Annotated in this window: 15 protein-coding genes and 2 tRNA genes; 6 read left to right on the forward strand and 11 right to left on the reverse strand. The window is 67.3% G+C overall.

Features of this window, described 5'->3' with window-relative positions; all coding sequences use genetic code 11:
• The first annotated feature begins 15 nt into the window (after positions 1-15).
• The gene (locus ABKW26_RS15075) at positions 16-1,002 is read left to right on the forward strand and encodes a hypothetical protein (RefSeq protein ID WP_348594629.1); all 987 of its coding nucleotides are present in this window, start codon (positions 16-18) and stop codon (positions 1,000-1,002) included.
• A gap of 74 nt (positions 1,003-1,076) precedes the next feature.
• On the opposite strand, the gene ABKW26_RS15080 is transcribed toward ABKW26_RS15075, so the two are convergent.
• From ABKW26_RS15080 to dnaA, 11 genes are all read right to left on the reverse strand, one after another.
• Positions 1,077-1,149: transfer RNA gene (locus tag ABKW26_RS15080), tRNA-Ala, on the reverse strand.
• 52 nt (positions 1,150-1,201) lie between these two features.
• Entirely contained in the window at positions 1,202-1,321 is a 120-nt protein-coding gene (locus ABKW26_RS15085) for a DLW-39 family protein (RefSeq protein WP_348594631.1), read from the reverse strand.
• Positions 1,322-1,348: 27 nt separating this feature from the next.
• Positions 1,349-1,422: transfer RNA gene (locus ABKW26_RS15090), tRNA-Ile, on the reverse strand.
• A 123-nt stretch (positions 1,423-1,545) separates the two neighbouring features.
• Positions 1,546-2,196: a DUF3566 domain-containing protein gene (locus ABKW26_RS15095; protein ID WP_348594632.1), complete on the reverse strand. Its 651-nt coding sequence runs from the start codon at positions 2,194-2,196 to the stop codon at positions 1,546-1,548.
• Complete coding sequence (gene gyrA / locus ABKW26_RS15100; protein WP_348594650.1) at positions 2,193-4,751, reverse strand: DNA gyrase subunit A; 2,559 nt, start codon at positions 4,749-4,751, stop codon at positions 2,193-2,195. The genes ABKW26_RS15095 and gyrA overlap by 4 nt, the downstream gene beginning before the upstream one ends.
• Positions 4,752-4,895: 144 nt before the next feature.
• Positions 4,896-6,893 carry a DNA topoisomerase (ATP-hydrolyzing) subunit B gene (gene gyrB, locus ABKW26_RS15105; protein ID WP_348594652.1) on the reverse strand — a complete coding sequence of 666 codons (1,998 nt, stop codon included), beginning with the start codon at positions 6,891-6,893 and terminating at the stop codon, positions 4,896-4,898.
• 316 nt (positions 6,894-7,209) lie between these two features.
• The gene (locus ABKW26_RS15110) at positions 7,210-7,902 is read right to left on the reverse strand and encodes a DciA family protein (RefSeq protein WP_348594633.1); all 693 of its coding nucleotides are present in this window, start codon (positions 7,900-7,902) and stop codon (positions 7,210-7,212) included.
• Complete coding sequence (gene recF, locus ABKW26_RS15115) at positions 7,892-9,145, reverse strand: DNA replication/repair protein RecF (protein WP_348594635.1); 1,254 nt, start codon at positions 9,143-9,145, stop codon at positions 7,892-7,894. Before recF ends, ABKW26_RS15110 begins: the two co-directional genes overlap by 11 nt.
• 91 nt (positions 9,146-9,236) lie before the next feature.
• Positions 9,237-10,133, reverse strand: a complete 897-nt coding sequence (gnd, locus tag ABKW26_RS15120) for a phosphogluconate dehydrogenase (NAD(+)-dependent, decarboxylating) (RefSeq protein ID WP_348594637.1) — start codon at positions 10,131-10,133, stop codon at positions 9,237-9,239.
• A 20-nt stretch (positions 10,134-10,153) separates the two neighbouring features.
• The gene (dnaN, locus tag ABKW26_RS15125) at positions 10,154-11,284 is read right to left on the reverse strand and encodes a DNA polymerase III subunit beta (protein WP_348594639.1); all 1,131 of its coding nucleotides are present in this window, start codon (positions 11,282-11,284) and stop codon (positions 10,154-10,156) included.
• Between the two features lie 554 nt (positions 11,285-11,838).
• Entirely contained in the window at positions 11,839-13,305 is a 1,467-nt protein-coding gene (dnaA, locus tag ABKW26_RS15130) for a chromosomal replication initiator protein DnaA (RefSeq protein ID WP_348594640.1), read from the reverse strand.
• Between the two features lie 470 nt (positions 13,306-13,775).
• On the opposite strand from dnaA, the gene rpmH reads away from it, so the two are divergent.
• From rpmH to ABKW26_RS15155, 5 genes are all read left to right on the forward strand, one after another.
• Entirely contained in the window at positions 13,776-13,913 is a 138-nt protein-coding gene (gene rpmH / locus ABKW26_RS15135) for a 50S ribosomal protein L34 (protein ID WP_191783193.1), read from the forward strand.
• A 5-nt stretch (positions 13,914-13,918) separates the two neighbouring features.
• On the forward strand, positions 13,919-14,284 hold the full coding sequence (rnpA, locus tag ABKW26_RS15140) for a ribonuclease P protein component (RefSeq protein ID WP_348594642.1): 366 nt from the start codon (positions 13,919-13,921) through the stop codon (positions 14,282-14,284).
• Positions 14,281-14,589 (forward strand): membrane protein insertion efficiency factor YidD, encoded by a 309-nt coding sequence (gene yidD / locus ABKW26_RS15145; protein ID WP_348594643.1) that lies wholly within the window; start codon positions 14,281-14,283, stop codon positions 14,587-14,589. The genes rnpA and yidD overlap by 4 nt, the downstream gene beginning before the upstream one ends.
• Before the next feature lie 65 nt (positions 14,590-14,654).
• On the forward strand, positions 14,655-15,830 hold the full coding sequence (gene yidC, locus ABKW26_RS15150; RefSeq protein ID WP_348594645.1) for a membrane protein insertase YidC: 1,176 nt from the start codon (positions 14,655-14,657) through the stop codon (positions 15,828-15,830).
• A gap of 50 nt (positions 15,831-15,880) precedes the next feature.
• Complete coding sequence (locus ABKW26_RS15155; RefSeq protein WP_348594647.1) at positions 15,881-16,399, forward strand: R3H domain-containing nucleic acid-binding protein; 519 nt, start codon at positions 15,881-15,883, stop codon at positions 16,397-16,399.
• Positions 16,400-16,437 lie beyond the last annotated feature (38 nt).

Raw genomic sequence — 16,437 nt, forward strand, 5'->3', positions numbered from 1 at the left:
CTCTAGGCTGCTCGTATGGGCGCCCCAGGAGACCCTCTCGTCGATGACGTGGTCGCGTGGCTCCTCGACGGTGACGTGGCCGTCCAGTACCAGACCCGTCGCGACCTGCTGGACGACGACCGACCGGACCTCCGATCGCGCGTCGCGGACCAGGGTGACGCGGCCACGATCCTGGCCGCACACACGAGCGGAGGATGGGGAGACGGCTTCTACGCACCGAAGTGGACGTGCACGCACTATGCGCTGCTCGAGCTCCGCGACCTGGGCGTACCGGCGGATCATCCTGCCTGCACCCGGGCTGTCGCCTCAGCCCTCGAGGAGCACCTCTGCACCGACGGCGGCATCAACCCTGCCGACTCCGTCAAGGTGTCCGACGTCTGCATGAACGGGATGTTCCTCGCGTACGCCTGCTTCTTCGGTGCGGACGCACCGTCGGTGGACAGCGTGGTGGACTTCGTCCTCCAGGAGGAGATGCCTGGAGGAGGCTTCAACTGCCGGTCGAACCGGTCCGGCGCGCGCGTCGCCTCCGTCCACTCGACGACGAGCGTCATCGACGGGCTCGCCGAGTACCTGCGCAGCGGCCGTCGGTACCGGGCGGAGGAAGCACGCCGCGCGATCGACTCAGCGACCGAGGTACTCCTCGACCGGCGGCTCTACCAGCGCCGGTCCGACGGCGCCCCGATCCGTGCCGAGCTCACGAGACTGCACCACCCTCCCCGGTGGCACTTCGACGTGCTCCGCGGGCTCGACGTGCTCCGGAGCGCCGGCACTGCCTACGATCCGCGGCTCGAGGACGCGCTGGACATCGTCCGTAGCAGGCGTCGAGCTGACGGACGCTGGACAGGCTCTGCCCAGTATCCCGGCCGGACGCACGTCGCCTACCCTCGTGCAGGACAGCCCGACCGATGGGTCACGCTGCGTGCGCTGCGTACGCTCCGGTCCTTCGGCACCGTGTCCGCGACAGCGGGTCAGGACACCGCGGGCGACCCTGACGCGGGCTGAGGACGGTCGCCACACGCAGACGGCGAGCGGCCCGTCGTCGGACGGGACACTCGCCGTGTCATGCTTCAGATCTGTGGAGCCAAGGGGACTCGAACCCCTAACCCCCTGCTTGCAAAGCAGGTGCGCTACCAATTGCGCCATGGCCCCCCGTTGGCCGCGTGCACTGCACGCCGCCGACGTCTGTTCCGGACCGGACCGATCACTCGAAAGAGTCGGTCACTTCTGCCCAGAGGTCACGCTCGATGTCATCTTCCGTGAACCTGCGCCAGACGGCATAGCCGACGAGCGAAGCGAACAGCACGAACAACAACTTCTTCATACGTTCCCCCTCGATGGGTTCCGGCAGTGGGCCTTGGAGGACTTGAACCTCCGACCTCTTCGTTATCAGCGAAGCGCTCTAACCGCCTGAGCTAAAGGCCCCTGCACATCAACGGGTCCGAGGACCTGTGCTGATGCAGCGCTTGACCTTACCTCACGGACTGTCCACCGCCCAAACCGAGCGGTGGAGCCTGTGCAAGACCAGATCGTGCGCAGTGGCCGATGTTACTCGTCCGTGAGCGTGAGGTGAACTCCGCCCACGAGCGCTGCGACCACGTTGTACAGGAATGCACCGATCGTCGACAAGGCTGTGAGGAGCACCACGTCCACCACAGCGATGATCGTCGACAACGACACGAATCGTTGGAGCTCGACGTACTGGAGGATGTCCGTCTGCGTCGTGTCCTCGCCGAGGATGGTGACGACCATGTCGTTGACGTCCGTGAAGACGTGGAGACCGTCGAGGACGAGCCAGAAGACCACCGACGCGACGACGATCATGATGCCGATCGCGATCGACAGCAGGAACGACAGCTTCATGACCGACCACGGATCGACACGGGAGACCGCGAGCCGGACCCGCCGTGGACCGACGGGAGGCTTCTTCTCCGCGGGACGGGCACCGGACGTGGCCTTGCGCGCCGGCGTGGGGCTGACCGTCGGGGGCGCACCCGCACCCTTGCTCGTCCCTGTACCGGCGCCGGCTGCCGGCGCGACGGCCGGTGTGCCGTCAGGGGGCGTCGACACGTCGTGCGCGCCCCCCGACGTCGGACGCGGGACGGGGGAGACGCTCGGCGGCCCAGCAGGCTTCTTCGCCGGGCTCTTCGCGCCGGATCCCGGCCGGACGGCGGGCTGCTCCGTGGTGTCGCGGGTCATGCGTTCTCCTCGGACTGTGCGGTGTCAGTGTCGATCTCGGTCTCGGTCTGTACGCCGGGGTCGGCCTCCGTCCCGAGCTCGGACATCTCAAGATCGTCACCGAGATTACGCTCAACGTTACGCGCCACGGCGATGATCCGGTCATTCTTGTCCGGCTTGGCGAAGGTCACGCCCTGGGTGTTGCGTCCGGTCTGGTTGACGCCGCTCACCGCAGAGCGCACGATCTTCCCGCGCTCCATGATGACGAGCACCTCGTCGTCCTCGTCCGTGACGAGGGCCCCGACGAGGTCTCCGCGGGCCTCGACGAGGTTCGCGACCTTGATCCCGAGCCCTCCTCGGCCCTGGACGCGGTACTCGCTGATGAGCGTGCGCTTCGCGAAACCACCCTCCGTCACGACGAAGAGGTCGGCGTCGTCGCGCACGACGTCCATGGCGAGCAGCTCGTCCTCGGGGCGGAACTTCATTCCCGTGACGCCCGAGGTCGCGCGGCCGAGCGGACGCATCGCCTCGTCGCTCGCGGTGAAGCGGATCGACTGGCCCTTGCGCGAGACGAGGATGAGGTCGTCCGTCGCGTCGACGAGGCACGCGGAGACGAGCTCGTCGGACACACCTTCGTCGTCCTCGCGCAGGTTGATGGCGATGACGCCGCCGCTGCGGTTGGAGTCGTACTCCGAGAGGCGCGTCTTCTTCACGAGGCCGCGCCGCGTCGCGAGGACGAGGTACTCCGCGGCGTCGTACGTCCGGAGGTCGAGCACCTGCGCGATCTTCTCGCCGGGCTGGAACGCGAGGAGGTTCGCGACGTGCTGCCCCTTGGCGTCCCGACCGCCTTCTGGCAGCTCATAGGCCTTGGCACGATAGACGCGGCCGAGGTTCGTGAAGAACAGGAGCCACTGGTGCGTCGTCGTGACGAAGAAGTGGTCGACGATGTCGTCCTCGCGCAGCTGCGCTCCGCGGACGCCCTTGCCGCCGCGCTTCTGCGCCCGGTAGCTGTCGCTGCGCGTGCGCTTGACGTAGCCGCCGCGCGTGATCGTCACGACGACCTCCTCCTCGGCGATGAGGTCCTCCATGGAGACCTCGCCGTCGAACGGGACGATCGTCGTGCGTCGCTCGTCACCGTACTTCGCGACGATCTCGTCGAGCTCGTCACGCACGATCCCGCGCTGGCGGTCGGGCTTCGCGAGGATGTCCTGGTACTCGAGGATCTCGCGCTCGAGCTTGTCGTGCTCCTCGATGATCTCCTGGCGCTGCAGTGCCGCGAGGCGGCGCAGCTGCATGTTGAGGATCGCGGTGGCCTGGAGCTCGTCGATCTCGAGCAGCTCCATGAGGCCGCTGCGGGCGCGGTCGGCGTCGGGGGAGCGGCGGATGAGCGCGATGACCTCGTCGAGGGCGTCGAGAGCCTTGAGGTACCCGCGGAAGATGTGGATCTTCGACTCGGCCTCGCGCAGGAGGTACGCCGTGCGGCGCACGATGACCTCGAGCTGGTGGACCGTCCAGTGCCGGACGAACGCGTCGATGCTCAGTGTCCGCGGCACGCCGTCGACGAGAGCGAGCATGTTCGCGCTGAAGTTGTCCTGCAGCTGCGTGTGCTTGTAGAGGTTGTTGAGGACGACCTTCGCGACGGCGTCGCGCTTGAGCACGACGACGAGACGCTGGCCGGTCCGTCCGGAGGTCTCGTCGCGGATGTCCGCGATCCCTTGCATGCGGCCCTCCTTGACGAGGTCCGCGATCTTCAGCGCGAGGCTGTCCGGGTTGACCTGGTAGGGAAGCTCGGTGATGACGAGGCAGATCCGGTTCTGGATCTCCTCGACGTTGACCACGGCACGCTGGGCGATCGAGCCGCGACCGGTCCGGTAGGCGTCCTCGATGCCTCGGCGGCCGAGGATCGTCGCACCGGTGGGGAAGTCTGGACCCTTGATCCGCTGGATGAGAGCCTCGAGCAGTTCCTCACGGGTCGCGTCGGGGTTGTCGAGGTACCAGCGCACCCCGTCGGCGACCTCGCGCAGGTTGTGCGGCGGGATGTTCGTCGCCATGCCGACCGCGATGCCGGACGAGCCGTTGACCAGCAGGTTCGGGAACCGCGACGGCAGGACGGACGGCTCCTGCGTGCGACCGTCGTAGTTGTCCTGGAAGTCGACGGTGTCCTTGTCGATGTCCCGGACCATCTCCATGGCGATGGGAGCCATGCGCGTCTCGGTATATCGCGGCGCAGCAGCCGGGTCGTTCCCGGGCGAGCCGAAGTTCCCCTGTCCTGCCGCGAGCGGGTAGCGCATCGACCAGTCCTGGACGAGGCGCACGAGCGCGTCGTAGATCGCGGTGTCACCGTGCGGGTGGTACTTGCCCATGACGTCGCCGACCACGCGGCTGCACTTGGAGAACGCACGGTCCGGGCGGTACCCGCCGTCGTACATCGCGTAGAGAACGCGACGGTGCACGGGCTTGAGCCCGTCACGCACGTCCGGCAGCGCTCGGCCCACGATGACGCTCATCGCGTAGTCGAGGTAGGAACGCTGCATCTCGAGCTGGAGGTCGACACGCTCGATGTTGCCGTGCGCGATCGCCGTGCCGGTCCAGACCGGCTGCTCGGGGGCGTTCTCTTCGGGGGTCAGGTCGTCAGTCAAGGTCTTCCTCGTTCGTTTCCGGCGCGTTCGCCATGGTGGTCCCGGGTCGTGGGCGGGGGAGCGGTCTCGCTCCGCCGGCCGTCAGATGTCCAGGAACCTCACGTCCTTGGCGTTGCGTTGGATGAAGTTGCGTCGTGACTCCACGTCCTCGCCCATGAGGATGGAGAAGGTCTCGTCGGCCGCTGCGGCGTCGTCGAGCGTGACCTGGAGGAGGGTGCGGTTCTCGGGGTCCATGGTGGTGTCCCACAGCTCCGAGTAGTCCATCTCTCCGAGACCCTTGTAGCGCTGGATCCCGTTGTCCTTGGGGATCCGCTTCCCGGCGGCCTGGCCTGCGACGACCAGCTCGTCGCGCTGGCGGTCGGAGAACACATACTCGTGGTCGGCGTTGGACCATTTGATGCGGTACAGCGGCGGCTGCGCGAGATAGACCATGCCGTGCTCGATGAGCGGGCGCATGTAGCGGAACAGGAGAGTGAGGAGCAGGGTGGAGATGTGCTGACCGTCGACGTCGGCATCGGCCATGAGCACGATCTTGTGATAGCGGAGCTTCGCGATGTCGAAGTCTTCACCGATGCCCGTGCCGAACGCCGTGATGAGCGCCTGGACCTCCTGGTTGCCCAGCGCCCGGTCGAGACGTGCGCGCTCGACGTTGAGGATCTTCCCGCGGATCGGCAGGATCGCCTGCGTGCGTGGGTTGCGGCCACGCACGGCCGAGCCGCCGGCTGAGTCGCCCTCGACGACGTAGACCTCGCACTCCTGCGGCTTGTTCGACTGGCAGTCGCGGAGCTTGCCCGGCATGCCACCGGACTCGAGGAGACCCTTGCGCCGGGTGGCTTCGCGCGCCTTGCGAGCGGCGAGGCGAGCCTGTGATGCCTGGATCGCCTTGCGGATGATGTCCTTGGCCTCGATCGGGTGGGAGTCGAGCCAGTCGCCCAGTCGCTCGTTGACGACCGACTGGACGAACGTCTTGGCCTCGGTGTTGCCGAGCTTCGTCTTCGTCTGACCCTCGAACTGCGGTTCGCCGAGCTTGATGGAGATGACGGCCGTGAGGCCCTCGCGGATGTCGTCGCCCGTGAGGTTCTCGTCCTTCTCCTTGATGATGCCCTTCGTGCGGGCGTACCGGTTGATGAGTCCGGTCATCGCGGCGCGGAAGCCTTCCTCGTGCGTCCCGCCCTCGGTGGTGGAGATCGTGTTGGCGTACGTGTGGACCGACTCCGAGTAGGCGTTCGTCCACTGCATCGCGACCTCGAGGGAGATCCGGCGCACCGTGTCCTCGGACTCGAACGCGATGATCTCCGGGTGGACCACCTCGACCTTCTTCGCCGAGTTGAGGTGCGCGACGTAGTCGAGCAGGCCCTGGTCGTACTTGTACGTCACGGCACGGAACTCGGCCGGCGTGGCACCGTCGCCGGTGACCTCGTCGTCGGTCCCGCCGTGCTCGGGGCGCTCGTCGGTGAGCGTGATCTGCAGACCCTTGTTGAGGAACGCCATCTGCTGGAACCGTGCGCGGAGGGTCTCGAAGTCGTAGACCGTCGTCTCGAAGATCGCCGGGTCGGCCCAGAAGGTCTGGGTGGTGCCCGTCTCGTCCGTCGCCTCGCCCTTGCGGAGGGGGCCGAACGGCTTGCCGCCGTCGTGGAAGGACTGGTTCCACGTGAAACCGTCGCGCCGCACCTCGGTCTCGACCTTGTACGAGAGGGCGTTGACGACGGAGATGCCGACGCCGTGGAGACCACCGGAGACCGCGTAGCCCGAGCCGCCGAACTTCCCGCCCGCGTGGAGGATCGTCATGACGACCTCGACCGTCGGGCGGCCCTCGGTCGGGTGGATCGCGACAGGGATGCCGCGACCGTTGTCGACGACCTTGACGCCGCCGTCGGCCTGGAGCGTCACCTCGATGTGGTCGCAGTGGCCGGCGAGAGCCTCGTCCACAGAGTTATCCACAACCTCGTACACCAGGTGGTGGAGGCCGCGCTCACCGGTCGACCCGATGTACATGCCGGGGCGCTTGCGAACCGCTTCGAGACCTTCGAGGACTGTGATGTCGCTGGCGTCGTAACTTCCGTCATTCGTGTCGCCGATGTGTGCGATCGACTCAGGAATGGCGTCGTTGTTCAGTTCTGCCACGGCGGGTGGTGCTCCTAGTCCTCCTGCAGCGCACCGGGGCCAGCACAGGGGACGATGAATCGGGGCCTGGGCGGCAGCTGGTGGGCTGCTCATTTCCCGACCGCGAAGAGCGCCCGGAATGACTGCTCAAGTCTACCGGAAAGTAGCGGAAACTCGGGGATTCACACGAGATTTCCACAGGTTCACGCACAGGTGAGCAGGACGTTCTCCCGCCTTCCCGTCAGATCGGTCCGTCCGGACCCCGACGAGGTCCGGACGACGCACCGCGGTGTCACCCGTAGGTGTCTCTCGCACCGCGTCCCCGCACCGAGCGTGGCCCCCGCCCGAAGCCCGGACCCACCGGGCCGAGGACGGTGATCGTCCGCACGACGTCCTGCCCGACCTCCTTCGCCATGAGCTCGAGCAGCCGGGGCACGAGGAGCCGGATCTGCGTCGCCCAGGCCGTCGAGTCCGCACGCACGACGAGGACGTCGTCCTCGAACGTCTCCGGCGTGCAGTGGTCGGCCACGTCGTTCCCGACGACCTCGCGCCACCGACCGATGACCCCGCCGACGGAGACCTCCTGGACCCAGCCACGCTGCTGGAGGAGCGCTGCGAGAGTCTCGGCGAAGAGCTTCGGGTCGCGCCCGTCCTTGCCCGGACCGCTGCGGCGTGGTTCGGCGAGGATGCGTCGGCTCTGGGCGCCCGGGTAGAGCCCCTTCGCCCGGGCTGCGGCGCGAGCCCGGTTGAGCGCCTGCCGTGCGACGTCTCCCGGGGGAGTGAGGCTGACGAGCTCGCCCACAGGGACGCCCTCGGTCGGACGCGAGCTCGAGTCGGTGGAGGGTGCCTCCGCGCGGTCGCCGGTGGCTGTGCCTTCGCCGTCACCGGACCCGTGCGACTGCTCGGCAGCGCCGGCACGGGACGCCGCGGCGTCGTCCCCACGGGCTTCGTCGGGTCCGGACCGTCGAGACGGGTCAGTCGACACGGGTGACCTCGCCGCCCATGACGTCGAGGCGCGAACCCACGAGCTGTTCGGGGATGTCCTCGAGGACGGCGGCGGTGATGAGCACCTGTCCTGCGCCGGCGACGAGGTCGGCGAGGCGTGCGCGCCGTCGGTTGTCGAGCTCGGCGAACACGTCGTCGAGGATGAGCACCGGCTCGGTGTCGGGGCCCGACTCGGCGAACCAGAAGGCGTCGTCCTGGCTCGCGCCCACCGGCACGTCCGGACCGTCGGTGAGGAGCCGGTAGGACGCGAGCCGCAGGGCGAGCGCGAAGGACCACGACTCTCCGTGGCTCGCGTAGCCCTTCGCAGGCAGCCCGCCGAGCGTGAGGACGAGGTCGTCGCGGTGCGGACCGACGAGGCACACCCCGCGCTCGATCTCCTTCGCCCTGAGCCTGCCCATGGCCTCGATCATGCGCGCCTCGACGAGCTCGTGCGACCGCGAGAGCAGGGTCCCTCCAGCGATCGGTGCGACACTCTCGTCCGCCGGGGCAGGGATCCCGTCGCCCTGCGCTTCTGCTGCCTCGAGCGACGACTTGTAGGAGACCTCCGCGTGCCCCTGACCTGAGCTCACCTGCTCGTACGCCGTCGCGACATGGGGTCGCAGTGCAGCGACGAGGCTCTCTCGCAGGACGATGATCTGAGCACCGACCTGTGCCAGCTTGGCGTCCCACACGTCGAGCGTCCGCAGGTCGGGCGCAGACGCCGCACGCCGTGCCGCTCCTGCGGACTTGAGGAGAGCGCTGCGCTGTCGCAGGACGCGGTCGTAGTCGGCCAGGGTCCCGGCCATGCGCGGCACCAGGAGCACGGTGAGCTCGTCGAGATACCGGCGCCGGGCGTCCGGGTCGCCCTTGACGAGGACGAGGTCCTCGGGTGCGAAGAGCACCGTCCGTGCGATGCCGAGCACGTCGCGCGGCCGCTGGACCGGTGATCGGTTGAGACGTGCCCGGTTCGCCTTGCCCGGGGTGATCTCGATCTCCACGACGCTGGCACGGTCCCCGCGCACGATCCGTGACCTCACCATCGCCCGCGACGCACCTGCCCGGACGAGGGCCGCGTCGGAGGCGACACGGTGGCTGCCGAGGGTCGCGACGTAGCCGATCGCCTCGACGAGGTTCGTCTTGCCCTGACCGTTCGGCCCCACGAGAGCGTTGATACCCGGCGTGAACTCGACGTCCACCTGGGCGTACGAGCGGAAGTCGAGCAACGAGAGGTGGGAGACGAACATCAGACCTACAGATCTACCCGGGTGGGTCGTGTTTCACGTGGAACATCGCTCACCCACCACCCGACGGTGGAGAGGTGCGCGATCGAGGGCCTCAGGCTCCCGGGGACGCGGGACGGACGTCGTGCCCGCCGAACTGGTGGCGGAGCGCAGCCACCGCCTTCATCGCCGGGGATGCTCCTTGACGAGAAGAGAACCGTGCGAAGAGCGCGGCAGAGATGACAGGGAGCGGGACAGCCGAGTCGATCGCCTCGTCCACGGTCCACCGCCCCTCGCCCGAGTCCTCGACCCAGTCACTGATCTCCGCGAGTGCGGGGTCCTCCTCGAGCGCCTTGACGAGCAGGTCGAGGAGCCAGGACCGGACGACGGTCCCGCGGGACCAGGCCTTGAGCGTCCCGGGAACGTCGGTGACGATGTCCTTGGCCTCGAGGAGCTCGTAGCCCTCCGCATAGGCCTGCATGAGGCCGTACTCGATACCGTTGTGGACCATCTTGGCGTAGTGCCCGGCACCCACTGCCCCGGCGTGGACGAAGCCCTCCTCGCGCGGACCCTCGGGACGCAGCGCGTCGAACACGGGAAGCGCCCTCTCCACCGTCGCGGCATCGCCACCGACCATGAGCCCATAGCCGTTCTCGAGACCCCACACCCCACCGGAGACGCCGACGTCGAGATATCCGATGCTGTGCTCGGCAAGGACGGCTGCGCGATCGGCGTCCTCGACGTAGTGCGTGTTGCCACCTTCGATGACGACGTCACCGGGTGCGAGGAGCGTGGCAAGGCGAGCCAGGACCTCCCGGGTGGGATCACCCGCGGGGACCATGACCCAGACGAAGCGCTCGCCAGCCGGCAGCGCCGCCACGAGCTCGTCGAGCGACGCGACGTCGGAGACGTCGGGGTTCCTGTCGAAGCCCACGACCTCCACGTCGTGCGCGCGGAGCCGGGTGCGCATGTTCGCACCCATCTTGCCGAGACCCACCAGACCGATGCGCACGGTGCTTCCCCTCGTCGGTGTCAGTTGGCGAAACGGATCGGCACCAGGAGGTACCGGTAGTGCGAGCTGTCTTCGCCCTCGAGCGTGCTCTGGCCCGTGAACTCCACAGGCTTGTTGGGGTGCGTGAAGCTCAGACGCGTGAAGTCCGTACCGAGGGCGCCGAGCCCGTCGAGCAGGAACTGCGGGTTGAACGCCACCGAGATGTCTTCACCGACGAGGACGGCCTCGAGAGCCTCGGACGCCTGGGCGTCGTCGCCCTGGCCCGCGTCGAGGACGACCTGTCCCTCGCTGAAGCTCAGGCGGATGGGGGTGTTGCGCTCCGCGACGAGAGCGACGCGCTTCGACGCGTCGATGAGCGACTGCGTCGAGACGACGGCGTGGATGGGCGTCTCGTCGGGAAAGAGGCGACGGACGTGGGGGTAGTCACCGTCGACGAGGAGCGAGGTCGTGTGCCGACCGCCGGCCTCGAAGCCGATGAGGTCGACACCGGCTCCCGTCGAGAGCGCGACGTTGACGCTCCCGGAACCGCCGAGCGACTTTGCCACGTCGGACAGCGTGCGGGCACGGACGAGGGCGACCGTCGAGATGTCGGGCGACGCGGGCTTCCAGGTCATCTCGCGGAGCGCGAGGCGGTAGCGGTCGGTCGCGAGGAGCGTGATCCGCTCGCCCTCGATCTCGACGCGCACGCCGGTGAGCAGAGGCAGCGTGTCGTCGCGGCTCGCAGCGACGGTGACCTGTGCGACGGCGTGCGTGAGCTCGTCCCCGGCGACCGACCCCGCGATGTCCGGCATGGTCGGCAGCGCCGGGTAGTCCTCGACGGGCATGGTCAGGAGCGTGAAGCGGCTCGCACCGCAGACGACGGTGACCTTGCTGCCCTCGACGGTGAAGTCCACGGGCTTGCCCGGGAGGGATCGTGAGATCTCAGCGAGGAGGCGGCCGGAGACGAGGACGGTACCGGGCTCGGAGACCTCGGCAGGGATCTCGGACCGGGCCGAGACCTCGTAGTCGAAGCTCGACAGGCCGATGACACCGTCGCTGGTCGCCTCGATCTTCACGCCGGCGAGCACGGGAGCCGGTGGACGGGTCGGGAGGGTTCGAGCGGTCCAGGTCACAGCTTCCGCAAGAACGTCACGCTCAACCCGGAACTTCATCCCACATCCCCTCTCGGTCTGCCGGCGGCAGAGCTCCACGTCGATCTGCTCTTCTGCTCGACATCACCGTAGGTGGTCCGAGCCGTTCTGGCGCTGCACGAGCCGTGTCGGTCGATGACCCCCAGGCGGCGGGCGCCTGTCAGGCGTCACCACGGTGCAGCGTGGTTGAACACTACGCGAGTGCCGGAGCAGCGGCGACCCTGCGGTGACACCGGCCTGGTCGAGATTCCCGGAGCCCTGATGAAGGCGTGTGGATTTCTCCTGGATAGATCTGTAGTCGTAGTAGTAGCACTTGTGGATACTGTGGATAACCACTGTTTGTGCAGGTGGAAGACCCTTTTGGCCTGTGTGCGGCCGGTGGGCTCACCTGTGGATGAACTAGGCGCTGTGTGGACGACGAGATCTGTGCACGACTACGTCCACAGATCTTGCCCCTGTGTGCACAGGTATCGGGGGCTTCGTCCACCGCTGTCCACAGGACTGTCCACACGTGTGAATATTCGTCCTATGGCTGCCTCGTGGCTACCGGCCGGTCACCTGCACGCCACCCGCCGTCACCCTCTGTGCTGCTGCTTGATGCGGCTCGTGAGCTCGGTGACCTGGTTGAAGGTCGATCGTCGCTCCGCCATCTGCTCGGTGATCTTCCTGTTCGCGTGCATGACCGTCGTGTGGTCGCGGCCACCGAACTGCTGGCCGATCTTCGGCAACGAGAGGTCGGTCAGCTCGCGGCACAGGTACATCGCGATCTGACGCGCGGTCACGAGGACACGGGAGCGAGAGCTGCCGCACAGGTCGTCGATCGTCAGGCCGAAGTACGCGGACGTCTGGGCGATGACGCTGCCGGCGGTGATCTGCGATGCGTCGTCGTCGGTGATGAGGTCCTTGAGGACGATCTCCGCGAGGGCCAGGTCGACCTGCTGGCGGTTGAGGTTGGCGAAGGCCGTCACGCGGATGAGGGCACCCTCGAGCTCGCGGATGTTCGACGAGATCTTCGACGCGATGTACGACAGCACGTCGTCGGGCGCCGCGAGCCGCTCGCCACCCGCCTTCTTGCGGAGGATCGCGATGCGCGTCTCGAGGTCGGGCGGCTGGACGTCCGTGATGAGGCCCCACTCGAAGCGCGAGCGCAGGCGGTCCTCGAACCCGTTGAGCTGCTTGGGCGGAAGGTCGGACGTGATGACGACCTGCTTGTTCGCATTGTGCAGAGTGTTGAAGGTGTGGAAGAACTCCTCCATCGTCTGCTCCTTGCCCTGCAGGAACTGGATGTCGTCGATGAGGAGGAAGTCGACTTCGCGGTACCGGCGCTGGAAGCCGCCTGCCTTGTCGTCACGGATCGAGTTGATGAAGTCGTTCGTGAACTCCTCGGAGTTCACGTACTTCACACGGACCCCGGGGTAGAGGTTGTACGCGTAGTGACCGATGGCGTGCAGGAGGTGCGTCTTGCCGAGCCCGGAGTCCCCGTAGATGAAGAGCGGGTTGTAGGCCTTGGCAGGTGCTTCTGCGACGGCGACCGCGGCCGCGTGCGCGAACCTGTTGGACGATCCGATGACGAAGGTCTCGAAGAGGTACTTGGGGTTGAGGTGCGCCGGCTCGATCGCGCTCTTCGAGGAGGAGCTCGACGAGCTCGCGCTGAGCGACGCGCGTCGGCGGGACATCTCGGTGTGCTCCGGCGACTCGATCCGCGCGGTGAAGTCCACGGGCTCCGACGGCGGTTGCGTCACGACGGCAGAGATCGCGGACTCCTGGTCGAAGCCCAGCTCGGGGTCCACCGTGATCGCGAAGCGGGCGTCGCGACCGAGCGCGTTCGAGAGGGCCTGGACGACCTCGGCGCGGACCCGCGTCTCGAGGTAGTCGCGGGTGTGGTCGTTCGCGACCGCGATGATGACCGTCCCGTCGAAGAGCCCGAGGGGTTTGGCGAGCTTGACGAAGGCCAGCTGTCGCGGAGTGATGTCCGGGCTCGCCTCGAGCTCTGCGATGGCTTGCTTCCAGATCGCACCGATGTTGTCGTCTTGGTGTGCCACGTGTACTTCCTGTGGGTGAAGTTGCTCGGACGGTAGGACGCGAGATGAGCTGCTGGGAGCATCCGCGAGGGTTCCTCATCAGCCGTCGACCGGTTGTGCAGTCTCCCACGCACGTCGGTCATCCACATAGTTTTCCACAGCCTGTGGGTCCACGACCGTGGTGCAGGCGCAACCGCCACGACGCACTCACGGGGCACCCAGCGGGCGGTCGACAGCGTTCCGTGTGGTCGTGCGGCAGAGCGTCGCCGCACAGTGCTCCCGGCCTCTTGTCCACAGCATGGGGACGACGCTCGGGGCAGTCGAGGATCCAGCGGAAGACGGTCCAGACCCCAGTTTGACCCACGCCCCCTTCGCAACGTACCGTTTTACAGCCATTCCCCTCGCTTCTGCATGCCTTCTGTGCCCCGAACAGGAGTGGCGACGCGCGCGTCCATCGAGGACGCGCTTCCTCAACGTTTTTGGAGCACCTCGTGACTAAGCGGACCTTCCAGCCGAACAACCGGCGTCGTGCGAAGACCCACGGTTTCCGACTGCGGATGCGGACCCGTGCCGGTCGCGCGATCCTCGCAGCTCGCCGCCGTAAGGGTCGTACCGAGCTCTCTGCCTGAGCTCGGTGCTTCCCGCGGCGCATCGCATGCGCCGTCCCGGCGACTTCGACCGGGCGGTGCGCAAGGGCGTGCGCACAGGAAAATCGACCATGGTCTTTCACCTCGTGGAGTCTGACGACGACGTGAACGTGCCGTTGGTCGGTTTTGTTGTATCCAAAGCAGTTGGCAACGCCGTCGTCCGGAACAAGGTCAAGCGCCGGATGCGCGCCATCGTCGCAGGCCATCTTGCTGAGGTGCCCGCGGACTCGCGCGTCGTGGTCAGGTCGCTGCCTGCCGCGGCTACCGCCGACTTCGCGCAGCTCGAGGCGGACTACCTGTCCTGCCTGCAGCGGGGACTCCGCCGTCGCGGCGACCAGCGGTCGACGCGATGAGCAGCGGGTCGGCTCACGAGCCCGTCCCAGCGGCGGCCGGTGGACCGGGGCGGAGCCGTGGCCCCGTGGCGTGGGTGCTCGTCGGTGCGGCTCGCGTGTACCAACGGTTCGTGTCACCCCTCTTGGGGCCTCGGTGCCGGTTCTACCCGTCCTGCTCCAGCTATGCGATCACGGCTGTCGAGAAGCACGGGGCGATCAAGGGAACTTGGTTGGCCGCTCGTCGGTTGATCAGGTGCAACCCGTGGAACCCCGGGGGAGTCGACGACGTGCCTGAGCCGACCCCACGGCGGAGCTCGACCCACTAGTCCCCCCGTCGGAGAACTTCTCCGGTGGTTCACAGCAAGATGCTTGTGCGCGAGGAGCTGCAGTAATGGATTTCATGAAGATCCTCTACCCCATCGAGTGGGTGGTGGCGTGGATCATGTACCTCTGCCACAAGCTGTTCACTCTCGTCGGCCTGCCTGACGGCTCCGGTGCTGCGTGGATCCTCTCCATCGTCGGCCTCGTCATCGTCATCCGCACCGTGATGATCCCGCTCTTCTTCAAGCAGATCAACGCCTCGCGCGGCATGCAGATGATCCAGCCCGAGCTCCAGGCGATCCAGAAGAAGTACAAGAACAAGAAGGACCCTGCGTCGCGCGAGGCCATGAGCCGCGAGACGATGGCTCTGTACAAGAAGCACGGCACGAACCCCTTCGCCTCGTGCCTGCCGGTCCTGCTGCAGGCACCGGTGTTCTTTGCGCTCTTCCGGGTGCTCAACGGCCTGCGTGGCATCAGCGAGGGAACGCGCGACGGCATCGGACCGATCGACCAGGCCGTCGCACAGGCGGCCGAGAACTCGACGCTCTTCGGGGCTCCTCTCTCGTCGACGTTCCTGCACGAGCCGACGGACCTCAACACGAAGATCGTCGCGGGGGTCCTCATCGTCGCCATGGCGGCGACGCAGTTCCTCACCCAGCGTCAGCTGACGATGAAGAACATGCCTCAGGCGGCCCTCGAGGGCCCGATGATGCAGACGCAGAAGATCATGCTCTACATGCTTCCCGTGATCATGGGAGTCTCCGGCGTGAACTTCCCCATCGGTGTCCTCATCTACTGGACGACGACCAACCTCTGGTCCATGGGCCAGCAGTTCTACACCATCCGCAAGATGCCGGCGCCCGGGTCAGAGGCTGAACGCCTCCTCAACGAACGCAAGGCGCGCAAGGCCGCGCGCAAGGGCATCGTCATCGAAGAGACCAAGCCCACGGTGATCGAGCAGCCTCGTGGCCAGCGCCAGCAGCCGAAGCGCAAGGATCGGCAGAAGGGCCGCCCCGCAGGAGCGAACCCCGCGGCGCCTTCCGGCACGAGCCCGGACTCCACCCCCGCTCCCGCACCGACGCCGGCCAAGACCCCGAACCCGTCGTCCGCCGCAGGAAGCAAGGCTCCGAAGGGACCGAAGGCCGGAGGTCCGAACAAGGCGCCGGGCAGCAGCTCTGCGGCCGGCACCGGTACGCCGGGAGTCACGACTCCGGGCAAGTCGAAGAGCAAGCGCACCAAGCGCTAGGACTTCCCCGGTGCACGGGGCCGAGTTTCACTTCTTGAAGGGAGAGGTACGTGACTGCTTCGACGGACTCACCGGCTACGGAGCCAGAGGGACGCACCAAGACATCGCTGCTCGAAGAAGAGGGCGAGGTTGCTGCTGACTACCTCGAAGAGCTGCTGGACATCGCCGACCTCGACGGCGACATCGACATCGACGTCGACCACGGGCGGGCTGCACTCGAGGTCGTCGCAGACGACCAGGAGTCCCTCCGTCACCTTGTCGGCCGCAACGGCGAGGTTCTCGAGGCGCTCCAGGAGCTCACACGGCTTGCCGTCCAGACGCGGACGGGGGAGCGGAGCAGACTCATGCTCGACATCGCCGGGTACCGTGCCGGACGCCGGATCGAGCTCACTGCACTCGCGAACACCGTCATCGAGAAGGTCAAGAGCACGGGCGAGAAGATCTCGCTCGAGCCGCTGAACGCTTTCGAGCGCAAGGTGGTGCACGACGTCGTCACCGACGCAGGGCTCGTCAGCGAGTCCTTCGGGGTGGATCCTCAGCGATACATCCAGGTCAGCCCAGCCGAGTAGCACAAGGTGGGGGGGGGGGGGGGGGGGGGGGGGGGGGG

Source organism: Sanguibacter sp. 25GB23B1, from assembly GCF_040012415.1.
GTDB lineage: Bacteria > Actinomycetota > Actinomycetes > Actinomycetales > Cellulomonadaceae > Sanguibacter.

Bases quoted from the DNA above. Each gene is read 5' to 3' on its own strand.
- ABKW26_RS15075 (WP_348594629.1), top strand. From the start codon at position 16: ATGGGCGCCCCAGGAGACCCTCTCGTCGATGACGTGGTCGCGTGGCTC.
- ABKW26_RS15085 (WP_348594631.1), bottom strand. From the start codon at position 1,321: ATGAAGAAGTTGTTGTTCGTGCTGTTCGCTTCGCTCGTCGGCTATGCC.
- ABKW26_RS15095 (WP_348594632.1), bottom strand. From the start codon at position 2,196: ATGACCCGCGACACCACGGAGCAGCCCGCCGTCCGGCCGGGATCCGGC.
- recF (WP_348594635.1), bottom strand. From the start codon at position 9,145: ATGTTCGTCTCCCACCTCTCGTTGCTCGACTTCCGCTCGTACGCCCAG.
- dnaN (WP_348594639.1), bottom strand. From the start codon at position 11,284: ATGAAGTTCCGGGTTGAGCGTGACGTTCTTGCGGAAGCTGTGACCTGG.
- yidD (WP_348594643.1), top strand. From the start codon at position 14,281: ATGAGCAGCGGGTCGGCTCACGAGCCCGTCCCAGCGGCGGCCGGTGGA.
- yidC (WP_348594645.1), top strand. From the start codon at position 14,655: ATGGATTTCATGAAGATCCTCTACCCCATCGAGTGGGTGGTGGCGTGG.